Source organism: Dactylosporangium thailandense (genome assembly GCF_059739745.1).
In genome coordinates this window covers 1,783,745-1,798,364 of sequence record NZ_AP029195.1, presented here as the reverse complement: position 1 = coordinate 1,798,364, position 14,620 = coordinate 1,783,745, and the positions used below count along the sequence as shown (strand labels likewise).

General features: G+C 72.6%; 11 protein-coding genes. 4 read left to right on the top strand and 7 right to left on the bottom strand.

Annotated elements, in window-relative coordinates; genetic code table 11:
• Positions 1-86 precede the first annotated feature (86 nt).
• Positions 87-587, bottom strand: coding sequence for a YcxB family protein (locus AC6JBM_RS07840; protein WP_497982922.1), 501 nt, complete (start codon positions 585-587; stop codon positions 87-89).
• An 81-nt stretch (positions 588-668) separates the two neighbouring features.
• Between AC6JBM_RS07840 and AC6JBM_RS07835 the strand changes: the two genes are divergently transcribed.
• The 3 genes from AC6JBM_RS07835 to AC6JBM_RS07825 all read left to right on the top strand — a co-directional run bounded on the left by AC6JBM_RS07835 (position 669) and on the right by AC6JBM_RS07825 (position 4,388).
• Entirely contained in the window at positions 669-2,219 is a 1,551-nt protein-coding gene (locus AC6JBM_RS07835) for a hypothetical protein (RefSeq protein WP_350610861.1), read from the top strand.
• A 142-nt stretch (positions 2,220-2,361) separates the two neighbouring features.
• A complete protein-coding gene (locus tag AC6JBM_RS07830) occupies positions 2,362-3,510 on the top strand; it encodes a lytic polysaccharide monooxygenase (protein WP_497982921.1) in 1,149 nt (382 codons plus the stop codon).
• A 65-nt stretch (positions 3,511-3,575) separates the two neighbouring features.
• Positions 3,576-4,388, top strand: a complete 813-nt coding sequence (locus tag AC6JBM_RS07825) for a hypothetical protein (protein WP_497982920.1) — start codon at positions 3,576-3,578, stop codon at positions 4,386-4,388.
• A gap of 163 nt (positions 4,389-4,551) precedes the next feature.
• Here the strand turns inward: AC6JBM_RS07825 and AC6JBM_RS07820 are convergent, their stop codons facing one another.
• The 6 genes from AC6JBM_RS07820 to AC6JBM_RS07795 form a co-directional block, all read right to left on the bottom strand.
• On the bottom strand, positions 4,552-5,148 hold the full coding sequence (locus AC6JBM_RS07820) for a hypothetical protein (RefSeq protein ID WP_497982919.1): 597 nt from the start codon (positions 5,146-5,148) through the stop codon (positions 4,552-4,554).
• A gap of 656 nt (positions 5,149-5,804) precedes the next feature.
• A complete protein-coding gene (gene pgi, locus AC6JBM_RS07815) occupies positions 5,805-7,439 on the bottom strand; it encodes a glucose-6-phosphate isomerase (RefSeq protein WP_497982918.1) in 1,635 nt (544 codons plus the stop codon).
• A gap of 138 nt (positions 7,440-7,577) precedes the next feature.
• Positions 7,578-8,555, bottom strand: coding sequence for a sulfite exporter TauE/SafE family protein (locus AC6JBM_RS07810; RefSeq protein ID WP_497982917.1), 978 nt, complete (start codon positions 8,553-8,555; stop codon positions 7,578-7,580).
• Between the two features lie 326 nt (positions 8,556-8,881).
• On the bottom strand, positions 8,882-10,867 hold the full coding sequence (locus AC6JBM_RS07805) for an ABC transporter ATP-binding protein (RefSeq protein ID WP_497982916.1): 1,986 nt from the start codon (positions 10,865-10,867) through the stop codon (positions 8,882-8,884).
• Positions 10,868-10,931: 64 nt separating this feature from the next.
• Positions 10,932-12,668 (bottom strand): ABC transporter ATP-binding protein, encoded by a 1,737-nt coding sequence (locus AC6JBM_RS07800; RefSeq protein WP_497982915.1) that lies wholly within the window; start codon positions 12,666-12,668, stop codon positions 10,932-10,934.
• A 3-nt stretch (positions 12,669-12,671) separates the two neighbouring features.
• A complete protein-coding gene (locus AC6JBM_RS07795; RefSeq protein WP_497982914.1) occupies positions 12,672-13,277 on the bottom strand; it encodes a TetR/AcrR family transcriptional regulator in 606 nt (201 codons plus the stop codon).
• 144 nt (positions 13,278-13,421) lie between these two features.
• On the opposite strand from AC6JBM_RS07795, the gene AC6JBM_RS07790 reads away from it, so the two are divergent.
• On the top strand, positions 13,422-14,606 hold the full coding sequence (locus AC6JBM_RS07790; RefSeq protein ID WP_497982913.1) for a GAF domain-containing sensor histidine kinase: 1,185 nt from the start codon (positions 13,422-13,424) through the stop codon (positions 14,604-14,606).
• Positions 14,607-14,620: the final 14 nt, after the last annotated feature.

The window sequence follows — 14,620 nt, the reverse complement described above, 5'->3', positions numbered from 1 at the left end:
CCGGGCCTTCGCCTCGTCCTGCGCGCGTACGGCCCGAATCTTGCAGGCCTGTCGCGCAGTGGACATGCGCCCCTGACGCCGTTGCCTCACGGCGCCGATCGGCTCGGCGTGTTCGAGATGGTCAGCTCGACCAGGTGCGCGCGAAGATCGGCTTCCTGGGCGGCGGTCAGCGGCTCTCGGGGAAGGTCGAACATGGCGGGGCCATCCGGCCAGAACAGGTACGCCTCCGGCCGCTCCTCGACGCGGCGGACAGCCGGCCAGGTCCAATGCTGGCGGGTCAGCTCGGTGCTGGACTCGAGCGCGTCCTCGGTGATCACCCAGGTGCGGGGAGCGCGCCAGGACGCCGGAACGGTCACGGCATCGACGAACCGGTGACGGGCCCTCAACGCCGTCAGCACCGCGAGTGTGGCCGCCACGATCCCCACGGCGGTGACGCGGGAGCCGTAGCCGCCGAGCGCCGCGACCGCGCCGCCGACGGCCAGCACTGCGGACAGCAGCAGCGTCGAACGAACCGAGCGCCATGCGCCGGCTCGCAGCTGCGCCCGGAAGTACTGCGGGCTTCGGCTGTACGTGAACTCGATCCGCACCCGGCGATGCTATGGCCGCTGATCGGCGCGTTCCTCCGGGGGTGAGCGTTTGCCCACGTGGGGGTGGGTAGAGCGCGGCCCGTGCTGACGAACCTGGCCCACCTGGACGCGCTGCGCGTCCGCATCGCGCCGCCGGCGACCGCCCGGCACACCACCTACCGGCTCGCCGACGAGCCCGCCGTCGAGGTCGTCTGGACCTACGCCGAGGCCGGCCCCGGCGGGTACCGGCCGACCGGCGGCGACCCCGGCCAGGGCGCCTTCAACGCCGACGATGTCGCCCGGGCCGCGATCGTGTACCTGCGGCACTGGCGCGCCACGGGCGACACCACGAGCCGGACGGCGGCGCGGCAGCTGCTGCGCGGGCTGTGCTACCTGCAGACCGCGCCCGCCGACGACACCGACCCCCGGGCCGGCAACGTGGTGCTGTGGCAGCAGCCCGACGGGCGGCTCAACCCGAGCGCCGAGCCCGTCGAGCAGCCCGACCCGTCCGACGGCGGCGAGTCCGCGTGGCTGGCCCGCACGATCTGGGCGCTCGGCGAGGGGTTCGCGGCCTTCGACGGCGACGAGCCCGGGTTCGCCGCCTTCCTGCGCGTCCGGCTGCGGCTCGCGCTGGGTGCCGTGCGGCGTCAGGTGCTGCAACGGTACGGCCAGTGGCGCCTCGTCGACGACACGGCCACGCCCGCCTGGCTCATCGCCGACGGGGCCGATCTCACCGGCGAGGCGTTGCTCGGGCTGTGCGCGTACACCGCGCGAAGTGGCGACGAGGACGCCCGGAAGGTCCTCGAGCAGCTCGGCGAGGCCGTGACCGCGATGCGCACCGGCACCCCGTGGACGTGGCCGTTCGGGGCGGTACTGCCCTACGGCCTGTCCCGCACCGAGTGGCACGGCTGGGCCGGGCTCGCCCCGGGCGCCCTCGCGCGCGTCTACGAGGTGTGCGGCGACCTCGCGGCCCGCGACGCCGCCCTCGCCGACGCGGCCTCGTTCACCCCGCACCTGCTCGTCGGCGGCGGCCCCGACAACCTGCGGGTGGCGCTGCCCGGCGCTCGCGAGGCGCTGACGGTGGACGGGGTGCAGCTCGCCTACGGGGCCCACTCCCGCGTCGAGTCGCTGCTGGCCACCGCCCGCGCCACGGGCCGGCCGGCGCTGCGCACGCTCGCCGGGATCGCCGCCTCCTGGTTCTTCGGCAACAACCCGGCCGGGGCCCCGATGTACGACCCCGCGACCGGCGTCACCTTCGACGGCATCGACCGGCCCGACGGTCTCGGGGTCGTCCACCGCGACGCCGGGGCCGAGTCCACGATCCACGGGCTGCTGGCGATGCTGGCCCTCGACGCCGACCCGCACACCGCCGCGATCGCCCGCATCGCCGAGCCCGCCGTGCGCATCGAGGGCGCCGAGATGCACACGATGGCCCTCGCCGACCCGGCGACCGGCGCCCACCTGACCCTCCTGCGCAGCCTCGCCACGAGCATCCGCGCCACCGACGTCGTCGTGCCCGGGGAGTCCCCGGCGACGGTGAGCGTGAACGACCCGGCGGGCGAGGAGATCGAGCACTACACGACGACGGCGGGCCGCATCCGGGTGCTCGTGCCGGCCGGGGGCTTCACGACCGTCGTGCAGCCGGGCGGCTGACGGTAAGTTTCACGCCCCGCCCGTGCTCATCCGTGATTGACACCGTCCGATGTTTGCCAGCCGGTGGTGACGCCGCACACACTGCGCCTACCTCGTGGGAGCCGAGCAACTCTGCCGCGCCCCGAACTCGAGGAGGTACCCCTTGGCAACCATCGCCAGAGGCGCGCTGTGGACGGCCGTGGCCGCCGCTGCCGCGCTCGCCGCGGCCGTCCTGGTCGCGCCCGCCGCCGCGCACGCGCACGGCGTCGCACTCGTCCCCGGCAGCCGCACCTACCTGTGCTACGTCGACGGACTGCAGGCCACCGGCCAGATCATCCCCACCAACCCGGCGTGCGCCGACGCCGTGGCGCAGGGCGGGCAGCAGCCGCTCTACGACTGGTTCGGCGTCCTGCGCTCCGACGCCGGCGGGCGCACCACCGGCTACATCAACGACGGTGAGATCTGCGGCGGCGGCACCACCAAGTACGCCGCGTACAACGCCGCCCGCACCGACTGGCCCACCACGCACCTGACCGCCGGGTCCACGATCCAGCTGCACTACAGCAACTGGGCCGCGCACCCGGGAACGTTCCACATGTACATGACCAAGAACGGCTGGGACCCGGCGAGCCCGCTCAAGTGGTCGGACCTCGAGTCGTTCTGGAGCGCCACCGACCCGCCGCAGTCCGGCGGCCCGGGCGCGCTCAACTACTACTACTGGGACACCACGCTGCCGGCCAACCGGACCGGGCGGCACATCATGTTCATCCAGTGGGTCCGCTCCGACAGCCAGGAGAACTTCTTCAGCTGCTCGGACATCGTCTTCGACGGCGGGCACGGCGAGGTCACCGGCGTCAAGGGCGGCGGCACCGGGCCCTCGAGCTCGGCGTCCCCGTCGCGTTCGGTGTCGGCGTCGCCCTCGGTGTCGCCGTCGGCGTCGCGATCCGCGTCGGCCTCCGCGTCGCCGTCGCGCTCGGTGTCGTCGTCCCCGGCGCCGGGTGGATCCGGGTGTACCGCGACCTGGGCGCTCCAGCCGAGCTCGTGGGCCGGGCACTTCCAGGCCCAGGTCACCGTCAAGAACAACGGCTCGTCGACGCTCAACGGGTGGACGGTCCGCTGGACGTACACCGGCGGGCAGGGCTTCGAGGGCGCGCCGTGGAACGGCACCCTCGTCGCCCAGCCCCCGAACGTCGCCGTGTCGAACGTCGACTGGAACAAGGTCCTCGGACCCGGCGCCAGCACGTCGTTCGGCTTCAACGCCACGGGCACCGCACCCGCCACCGCCCCGGCGCTGACCTGCTCGAGTCCCTGACCGTTTTTGGCTAGCGGCGCCCGCACTCCGGTGGTGCGGGCGCCGCCCGATTAGTTGAGGCCCCCGTGACCCACTCCGCACCAGGCGAGACCCGCGTCCGCCGCCCGGCCGCCCCCGACGAACCCGCCCGCCGTCACCGCCGCGGCCTCGCGCCCGTGTGGCGGTACAGCATCGGCTTCGTCGCGATCCTCGCCCTGCTCGGCGCGATCGTGTTCGTCACCCAGCAGCAGGAGCCGGCCCCGCCGCCCTCGAAGGAGACCGTGCACAGCGTCGAGGGGGCGCTGGGCAACCGGCAGGCGGCGACCCTGGACGTCGTCAGCGGCGCCGAGTCCGTGATCATCCACGCCGAGCCGCTCGACGGGCTGCTGTACCGCGCCTCGACCCTGCCCGGCAGCAAGGTCGAGCCGGTCGCGGCCGAGTCGGGCGACGACGTCAAGCTCAGCCTGAACGGCACCGAGATCGCCGGCCAGGCGACCGTCCACGTGTACCTCAACGACAAGGTCCGCTGGACGCTCAACCTCGCCGGCGGCGGGCTGCGCCAGGTCGTCGACTTCGGCGGCGGCCGCCTCGCCGGGATCGAGGTCGCGGCGGGGGTGCAGGAGCTCGACGTGACGGTACCGAAGCCCGAGGGCACCATGTCGATCCACGTCGGCGGCGTCGGCCGGCTCGCGGTGCACGCCCCGAGCGGGGTGCCCGCGCAGCTGAAGCTCGGCGACCACGGCACGATCGGCGAGGTGCGCCTCGACGACAAGGTGACCAAGAACGTGGCCGGCGGCGCGACCCTCGCCACCGGCGCGGACTACGCGACGGCCACGGACCGCTACGACCTGCAGGTCGGCACCGCGGCCGCGGCCGTCTCCGTGGACCGGCGCCCTTAGGCGGGGTCGCTTGTGGCTCGGGGTGCCGCCGCGCCGCCGGCCCGCTGGCACTCCTACGCGGTCGCCTGCGGCTCGGGGTGCCGCCGCGCCGCCCGTGAGCCGGCACTCCTACGCGGTCGCCTGCGGCTCCGGGTGCCGCCGCGCCGCCCGTGAGCCAGCACTCCTACGCGGTCGCCTGTGGCTCGGGGTGTCGCTGCCGGTGGGACGGCACTCCGAGCGCGGGCAGCTTGAGCAGCGAGACCTCCGGCGACTGGCCGGACAGCACCATGAGCCGGCGCATGCTGAGCCGCACCAGGTGGTGCGAGACGAAGAACAGCCACCCGGCCAGCGGCAGCTCCACGAGCAGCGCGGTGGCCAGGCTGATCCACCGGTCCGGCCCCGACGCGGTCATGATGTCGAACCAGGCGTCGCACGCGAGCAGCGTCCCGCTCACCAGCGCCGCGAGCACGACGACCTGCCGCCGGCGCAGCGCCGCCCAGGCCGTGAACCCGAGCGCGACCATGAGCGCGACGTCGAACCCGACCCACGTGAGGTCCCAGTTCCCCGCGAGGTACTGCGGCGGCAACCGCAGCCCGAGCGCGATGACCCACGGGATCATCAGGACGCTCGCGACCCCGATGACGATGACGAACCGGCGGCGCGCGCGCTCGGTGGCCGCGACGGAGCGCCGGGCGAGGCGGGGCTGCAGTCTGGCCAGCCGGCGCGCGAGGTCGGCACGCTCGGCGGCGGTCATCGACTGCAGGTCGGCGTCGGCGATCACGTCAACGACAGTACGTCGCCCGGGGTGCGCGGACGGGTGCTGACAGCAGGCTCCCAGCAAACCCTGACGTGACCCGAACATGGAGCTTCGGGTGGCGTGGGCGAAATGTCGGACACTTCGTGATCCGACATTTCGGATTTTTCGCCTGTCGGGCCATAAATCCGTTTCATGGCGGTTAGATATCGGGGAGTGCTCGGCCAGCTTCGGCGTCGGGGCGGCCACCACGTCGACGGTCGAGCCATCGTCGCCTGGCACCGTTGCAGCCACGCACGGGGCAGCGCCGCTATCGACCCCGGAGCGCCGTTTCAGCCGCGCGCGGGGGCAGCGCCGCCATCAACCCCGCCGCGCCGCCATCAGCCCCGCCGCGCCGCGATTAACCCCGCCGCGCCGCCATCAGCCCCGCCGCGCCGCCATCAGCCCCGCCGCGCCGCCATCAGCCCCGCCGCGCCGCCATCAGCCCCGCCGCGCCGCGATTAACCCCGCCGCGCCGCTTCAGCCCCGCCGCGCCGCCTCAGCTGGGCGCGCCGCCTCAGGACCCGCCGTGCCGCTTCAGCCGCGCGCGGCGGCGCCGCCATCAGGCTCTGGGAAGCCGTTGCAGCCGCGCGCGGGCCGAAGGGAGAGCGCCCCCTCGGCCCGCGCCGGCCAGGTCGCGACGGTCAGCGGCCGCGCAGTGCCCGGTAGCGGCCCACCAGGCCCGCCGTCGAGCCGTCCAGCGCCGACAGGTCCGGGCTCTGCGAGGTCAGCGCCGGCTCGATGCGCTTCGCGAGGACCTTGCCCAGCTCGACGCCCCACTGGTCGAAGGAGTCGATGTCCCAGATCGCGCCCTGGACGAAGACCTTGTGCTCGTACAGGGCGATCAACTGGCCGAGCACCTGCGGCGTGAGCTCGCCGGCGAGGATCGTCGTCGTCGGGCGGTTGCCCTGGAAGGTGCGGTGCGGCACCTCGGCCTCGGCCACGCCCTCCGCGGCCACCTGCTCCGAGGTCTTGCCGAATGCCAGCGCCTGGCCCTGCGCGAAGAGGTTCGCCATGAGCAGGTCGTGCTGGTCGCGCAGCGGGCCGAGCTCCGCGACGGGCTGGGCGAAGCCGAGCAGGTCCGCGGGGATGAGCTCGGTGCCCTGGTGGATCAGCTGGTAGTACGCGTGCTGCCCGTTGGTGCCGGGGGTGCCCCAGACGATCGGGCCGGTCGCCCAGTCTACGGGCTTGCCCTCGTGGTCCACGGACTTGCCGTTGGACTCCATGTCGAGCTGCTGCAGGTACGCCGTGAACCGCGACAGATAGTGGCTGTACGGGAGCACGGCGTGGGTCTGGGCGTCGTGGAAGTCGCGGTACCAGATGCCCAGCAGGCCCAGCAGCAGCGGCGCGTTGGCCTCCGGGGGCGCGGTGCGGAAGTGCTCGTCCATCTGGTGGAAGCCGGCGAGCATGGCGCGGAAGCCGTCCGGGCCGAGCGCGATCATCAGGGAGAGGCCGATGGCGGAGTCGTAGGAGTACCGGCCGCCGACCCAGTCCCAGAACTCGAACATGTTCGTCGTGTCGATGCCGAACTTCGCGACCTCGCCGGCGTTCGTCGACACGGCCACGAAGTGCTTGGCCACGGCCGCGTCGTCGCCGAGCGCGTCGAGCAGCCACCGGCGCGCGGCGGTCGCGTTCGTGATCGTCTCGATCGTCGTGAACGTCTTCGACGACACGATGAACAGCGTGGTCGCCGGGTTCGCGTCGCGCACGGCCTCGTGCAGGTCGGCGCCGTCGACGTTGGAGACGAACTTGAAGGTCAGGGAGCGGTCGGTGAAGGCCCGCAGCGCCTCGTACGCCATCGCCGGGCCGAGGTCCGACCCGCCGATGCCGATGTTGACCACGGTCGTGATGCGCTCGCCGGTGTACCCGGTCCACTCCCCCGACCGGATGCGGTCCGCGAAGGCCGACATCCGGTCGAGCACGGCGTGGACCTTCGGCACCACGTTCTCGCCGTCCACGATGATCTCGGCGTCGCGCGGCGCCCGCAGCGCGGTGTGCAGCACCGCCCGGTGCTCGGTGAAGTTGATCTTTTCGCCGCGGAACATCCGGTCGCGCAGCTCGGACACGCCGCGGGCGGCCGCGAGGTCCTGCAGCAGGCGCAGCGTCTCGTCGGTGACGAGGTGCTTGCCGTAGTCGAGGTAGAGGTCGCCGGCCTGCAGCGCGTACCGGCGGCCCCGGTCGGGATCTTCGGCGAACAGGTCGCGCAGGTGAACCTCTCCGAGTTCCGCGCGGTGCTTGACCAGCGCGGCCCACTCGGGCAGATGGTTGAGCCGAGGCATCAGGAAGCTCCTAGCGAGTCAGCGTGGTGACACTCCACTCGCTGATTCTGCCCCTTTCGCGTTCGTCTCGTCGTCGCTGTCCCGATCTTGTGTGACGGACGGGACGGCGCCCGGCCGTGCGGGGCGTTTCGTGGCGGCTCAGCGCGAGGGGTGCCCGATCGCGTCGCGCGAGGTGGCCGACGCGGCGATCGCGGCCGGGTCGGCCGGGTCGGCCTGGTCGGCCGGGTCAGCCGGGTCGGTGGCCGGGTCCGACAGGGCTTGCGGTGTCCGGTTGCGCCGCCGGCGCAGGCCCTCCGCCACGGCCGCCGCGGTCGCGAGGCCGATCACGAGCAGGACGGTGCCGGTCGGCACCTCGAACAGCTTCAGCGCGCTGGCGATGAGCACGACGACCAGCGCGGCCCGCACCACGCCGGCCGGTGCGCGCGAGGACAGCCGGGCCCCGATGAGCACGCCCGGCACCGAGCCGATGAGCACCGCCGCGGCGAGGTCGAGCTTGAGGTCGCCGAAGAGCGCGTGCCCGAGCGCCGCCGAGAACACGAGCGGGATCGCCTGCACCAGGTCGGTGCCCACGAGGTCGCGGGGGCGCAGCGCCGGGTACAGCGCGAGCAGGATCACGATGATGAGCGAGCCCGACCCGACGGAGGTCATGCCGACGACGAGGCCGCCGACCGCGCCCAGCAGGACGGTGGGCACCGGTCGCACCTTGATCGGCGCCGCGGGGCCGTCGTCGCCGGCCGAGTTCCTCCGGTACGCCTTGATGAGCAGCCCCACCACCGCCAGCAGCAGCGCCACGCCGAGCGCCACCCGCACCACGTTCTGGACCCGGTCGCCGTCGCCGATCGCGCGCATGAGCAGCACGCCGGCGAACGCGCTCGGCACGCTGCCGAGGCACAGCCACCGCACCAGGCCCCAGTTGACGGAGCCGCGCCGGGCGTGCACCCACCCCCCGAACGGCTTCATCACGGCGGACGCGGCAAGGTCGCTGGACACGGCGGCGAGCGGCGGCACGCCGAAGAACAGCACCAGGATCGGCGTCATGAGCGCACCGCCGCCCATGCCGGTGAGCCCGACGACGATCCCGACCCCGAGCCCGGCGAACGCAAGCAACGGATCCATGCGGAGAAGTCTCGCGCCGAAACCCGATTTTGTCCACTAAGTAGGTCGACAAAGGTGAGAAGTCCGCCGGGAGGGTGAGCACCCAGCGTGACCCGCGCCCGGCCGAGCTGCGTGGACGCTCGGATTCGATGACGGTGTGTGACCGGTGCCGTCGGACTGATAGCTGGCCCGGGTGACTACCGCGGACCTGGCAGCGTCGGCGCGCCAGCGCCGAGCGGTGTCTGGCGGGAGCGACGGTCCGCACCCCCGCGAGCCCGAGTCATGGCTTGAACAAACGGCCCCGGGCGCTTGGAACGCCCGGGGCCGTTGCGGAACCTGCGTGCGGGTCAGTCCACCTCGACCGCGGCGGCGGCGAACTGGGCCGAGTAGAGCCGTGCGTACGCGCCGCCCGACGCGAGCAGCGAGTCGTGCGTGCCCTGCTCCACGATCGACCCGTGCTCCATGACGAGGATCAGGTCCGCGTCGCGGATCGTGGACAGGCGGTGCGCGATGACGAAGCTCGTGCGGCCCGCCCGCAGCGTGCTCATCGCGCGCTGGATGAGCACCTCGGTGCGGGTGTCGACCGAGCTCGTCGCCTCGTCCAGGATGAGGATCGTCGGCTCGGCCAGGAACGCCCGGGCGATCGTGATGAGCTGCTTCTCCCCCGCCGAGACGCCCGCGCCCTCCTCGTCGATGACCGTGTCGTAGCCCTCCGGCAGGGTGCGCACGAACCGGTCGGCGTGCGCGGCCTCGGCCGCCGCCGCGATCTTCTCCGGGGTCGGGTGGTCGGCGCCGTAGGCGAGGTTCTCCGCGATGCTGCCCTGGAACAGCCAGGTGTCCTGCAGCACCATGCCGATCTGCTCGCGCAGCTCGTCGCGCGACATCGCGGCGATGTCCACGTCGTCGAGCAGGATCCGCCCGCCGGTCAGGTCGTAGAAGCGCATGACGAGGTTGACCAGCGTCGTCTTGCCCGCGCCGGTCGGGCCGACGATCGCGACCGTCTGGCCGGGCTCGACGGTCAGCGACAGGTCCTCGATGAGCGGCTCGTCCGCCTTGTAGCGGAAGGACACGTGCTCGAAGGTGACCTTGCCGCGGACCTGGGCCGGGCGCGCCGGGGCGGCCGGCTCCGGGGTCTGCTCCTCGGCGTCGAGCAGCTGGAAGACCCGCTCGGCGGAGGCGATGCCGGACTGGACCAGGTTCGACATCGCGGCGACCTGGGTCAGGGGCTGGGAGAACTGCCGGGAGTACTGGATGAACGCCTGCACATCGCCCAGCGTCATCGTGCCCGAGGCCACCCGCAGGCCGCCGACCACAGCGACGAGCACGTAGTTGATGTTGCCGATGAACATCATCGCGGGCTGGATGAGGCCGGAGATGAACTGGGCCCGGAACGCCGAGGCGAACAGGGCCTCGTTGTGCTCCGCGAACGTCTTGGCCGCCTCCTCCTGGCGGCCGAAGATCTTCACGACCGAGTGGCCGGTGAACATCTCCTCGATGTGGCCGTTGAGCCGGCCGGTGCTCGCCCACTGCTTGACGAACTCCGGCTGGGACTTCTTGCCGATGCGGGCCGTGATGAGCACCGACACCGGCACGGTCACGAGCGCGATCACGGCCAGCAGCGGGGAGATCCAGAACATCATGCCGAGCACCGCGATGATCGTCAGCAGCGACGTGAGCAGCATGGACAGCGACTGCTGCAGGGTCATCGCGATGTTGTCGGTGTCGTTGGTGGCCCGGGAGAGCACCTCGCCGCGGGCCTGCTGGTCGAAGTAGCTCAACGGCAGCCGGGCGAGCTTGGCCTGGACCTGCTCGCGCAGCCGGTACACGGTGCGCTGCACGATGACCGTGGTCAGCCGGGCCTGCAGCAGGCCGAGGATCCAGGCGAAGAGGTACACCACCGCGACCCCGAGCAGCACCCGCTCGAGCCGGTCGAAGTCGATGCCCCGGCCCGGCACGAGGTTGCTCATGCCGCTGAGCAGGTCGGCGAACGCGTTGTCGCCGCGGGCCCGCAGCGCCTCGATGGCCTGTTCCTTGGTGGTGCCGGCCGGGATCTTCTTGCTGATGATGCCCTCGAAGATCACGTCGGTGGCGTGGCCGAGCAGCCGCGGGCCGAGCGTGGAGAGCACGACGCTGGCGATGCCGAAGACCAGCACCGCGACCACGATGAAGCGGTCCGGGGCGAGCATCTTCAGCAGCCGCTTGGCCGAGCCCTTGAAGTCCTCGATCTTCGCCGGGGGGCCGCCGGCGCCCATCATCATGCGGCCCGGGCCGAAGCCGGGTCCGCCGCCGGGCCGCGCGCCTCCGCCCGCGCCGCCGGGTCGTGGTGCGGTCATGCTGTCCTACCTTCCATAAGAGCAAGAGACACGCGGCAAGCCCGCCTCCGCTTCGCTCCGGCGGTCATGCCGCGGCCTCCGCCTCGGTGAGCTGGGACAGGACGATCTCGCGGTACGTCTCGTTGCCGTCCATGAGCTCCTGGTGCGTGCCGGTGCCCACGACCCGGCCCTCGTCGAGCACGACGATGCGGTCGGCGTCGCGGATGGTGCTCACCCGCTGGGCGACGATGACCACTGTCGCGTCGGCGATCTCGAGGCGCAGGGCCTCGCGCAGGGCCGCGTCGGTGGCGTAGTCGAGCGCGGAGAAGGAGTCGTCGAACAGGTACACCTCGGGCCGGGCCACCAGCGTCCGGGCGATCGCGAGCCGCTGCCGCTGCCCGCCGGAGACGTTGGTGCCGCCCTGGGCGATCGGCGCCTGCAGCCCGTCGGGCATGGCCCGCACGAACTCGGCCGCCTGCGCGACCTCCAGGGCCCGCCACAGCTCCTCGTCGGTGGCGTCGGGCCGGCCGTAGCGCAGGTTGGAGGCGACGGTGCCGGAGAAGAGGTACGGCTTCTGCGGCACCATGCTGACCGTGCGCGCCAGCAGCGCGGGGTCGATGCGGCGCACGTCCACGCCGTCCACCAGCACCGTGCCGCCCGTCGCGTCGAACAGCCGCGGCACGAGGTTGAGCAGGGTGGTCTTGCCCGCGCCGGTACTGCCGATGATCGCCGTCGTCTGCCCGGGATGCGCGACGAGGTCCACGTCGGCGAGCACCGCCAGGTCGGCGCCCGGGTAGTGGAAGGACACGCCGCGCAGCTCCAGCTCGCCGCGCACGCCGAGGCTCGTCACCGGCGCGGCCGGCGGCGCGACGCTGGACTCGGTGTCGAGGACCTCCTGGATGCGCTCGGCGCACACCTCGGCCCGCGGGATCATGACGAACATGAACGTCGCCATCATCACCGACATGAGGATCTGCATGAGGTAGCTCAGGAACGCGGTCAGCGCCCCGACCTCCATGCCGCCGGTGTCGATCCGCTTCGCGCCGAACCACAGCACGAGGATGCTGGAGGCGTTCACGATGAGCATCACCGTCGGGAACATCAGCGACATCAGCCGGCCCGTGGCCAGGGACACCTCGCGCAGGTCGGCGTTGGTGCGGGCGAAGCGCTGCCGCTCGTGCTCGTCGCGGACGAAGGCGCGGATGACCCGGATGCCGGTGATCTGCTCGCGGATGACCCGGTTCACCAGGTCGATGCGCACCTGCATGAGCCGGAACAGCGGCCGCATCCGCACCACGATGAGCGCGATCAGGATGATGAGCACGGGCACGACGACGAGCAGCAGCCCGGACAGCGGCACGTCCTGCTTCAGCGCCAGCACGATGCCGCCGAAGCACATGATCGGCGCCGACACCATGAGCGTGAACGTCATCAGGACCAGCATCTGGACCTGCTGGATGTCGTTGGTGGTGCGCGTGATGAGCGACGGGGCGCCGAGCTCGCCGACCTCGCGGGCCGACAGCTGCTGCACCTTCGCGAAGAGCCCGGCCCGCACGTCGCGGCCCAGGGCCATCGCGGCACGGGCGCCGAAGAACACGGCGGCGGCCGAGCACACGATCTGCAGCAGCGACACGCCGAGCATGAAGCCCCCGACGCGCAGGATGTAGCCGGTGTCGCCGGCCACGACACCTTGGTCGATGATGTCGGCGTTGAGGGTCGGCAGGTACAGCGTGGCGAGCGTCTGCACCAGCTGCAGCACCACCACCAGGGTGATCGGCCCGCGGTAGGGCCGCAGGTATGTTCGCAGCAGACGGATCAGCATCGGTCAGGCTTCTCCAGGGTCGGATGGGACGTGCAGGAGGCCGTCGAGCAGGACGGCGACGATCTCGTCCGGCGTGAACTGCTCGTGCGGCAGGTCGCCCCGCGCGGCGCTCACGACCAGGGCGAACAGCAGCCGGGACGTGGCGTCCGGGCTGCGGCGCAGCAGGTGCTTGTCGGGCTCGATCAGGTTCGCGACGGCCTCGGTGAGCCGCCGCCGGCCGTCCACGAGCGCGGCGAACGGCGACGAGTCCAGGGGCATGGTGCGGGCGAGCATCATGAGCGGCACCGAGCTCTCGACCCGGCGCGTCAGGATGGCCGCGGCGTCCCTGAGCCGCTCACGCAGCGTCGCCCCCGGGTCGATCGCGGACAGGGCGCGCAGCACCGGCTCCGGCTCGAAGGCCGTGCACAGCGCCGCGGACAGCAGCGACGCCTTGTCCGGGAAGACGCCGAAGATGGTGCCCTCGGCGACGCCCGCGGCCTCGGCGATCTGCCGGGTGGTGACGGCCGCCCCGTGGGTGCGCAGCAGCGGCAGCGTGGCGGCGATGAGGGCCGCGCGCCGCTCGTCGGGTGCCAGCGCGGGAACGCGCCGGCGACGGGTCTCGGCATTCACGGGCTCACTGTAATGAGCGAGCACTCACTCGTAAAGCGATTTCACCCAGAGCCGAGTTGCAACCCCGTGGCAACGCCGTGTAATCGCGCACTGCTCCTGGGTAACCGGACGATGATCCCACTAGACCCGGAAGGAAGGCCCGCCATGCGCGACGTCGACGAGGAAGCCCGGCTGTCCGCCCTGCACAGCTACGGCGTGCTCGACGCGCCCCGCCCCAGGGCCCTCGACGAGCTCACCCAGCTCGGCGTGTCCGTCTTCGACACCACCATGTCGACCGTCACGCTCGTCGACCGCGACCGGCAGTGGTTCGCCGGCAAGACCGGCCTGGCCGTCGACGAGACCCCGCGCGCCATCTCCTTCTGCGCCGAGACCATCCCGACCCGGCGCACCCTCGTCGTCTCCGACGCCCGCGCCGACGCGCACTTCCGCGACTACCCCAACGTCACCGGCGACCCGTACATCCGCTTCTACGCCGGCGCCCCGCTCATCGACGACGACGGGCACGTGCTGGGCACCTTCTGCGTCAAGGACGACCGCCCCGGCGACCTCGGCCCCCGCCAGCAGGAGGCCCTCGAGACCCTCTCCCGGCAGGCGACCGGGCACCTGTCGCTGCTGCGCAGCCGCCTCATGCTCGCCGAGCTCGGCGACGAGCTCGCCCGCGCGACCCAGCGCGAGGAGGACCTCATCGCGACCATCTCGCACGAGCTGCGCACCCCGGTGACGGCGATCCAGGGGTACCTCGAGCTGCTCGCCGAGGACGAGCGCCTCGCCGAGTACAGCCGCCTGGTCGAGCCCATCTACCGCAACGGCCAGCGCCTCGTCGGCATGGTCGACCACCTGCTCACCGGCACCCGCCCGGCCGACGCGCCGCTGCTGCTGCACCGCAGCCCCGTCGAGCTGCACATGGTCATCACCGCCGCGGTCCAGGCCGGCAGCGCCCTCGCCGAGCCCCGCGGCGTCGACGTCGTCGTGGAGCCGCCGACCCAGGCCTGCGTCGTGTCCGTCGACATCGCCCGGCTCACCCAGGCCGTGCAACAGCTGGTACGCAACGCGATCCTGTTCACCCCGGCCGGCGGCACGGTCACCGTCGGCGCCGTCTACGCCCCGGCCCCCGCGATCGAGGTGTCCGACACCGGCGTGGGCATCCCGCCGGACGAGCTGCCCTACGTCTTCCAGCGCTTCTTCCGCGGCCGCCACGCCCGCCGCCAGGCCGTCCCCGGCGTCGGGCTCGGCCTGCACATCGCGCAGGAGGCCGCCGCGGCCCACGGCGGCCGGATCACGCTGAGCTCCGCCGGCGCCGGCACCACGGCCCGGCTCAGCCTGCCCTAGGCGCCACCGCGAGC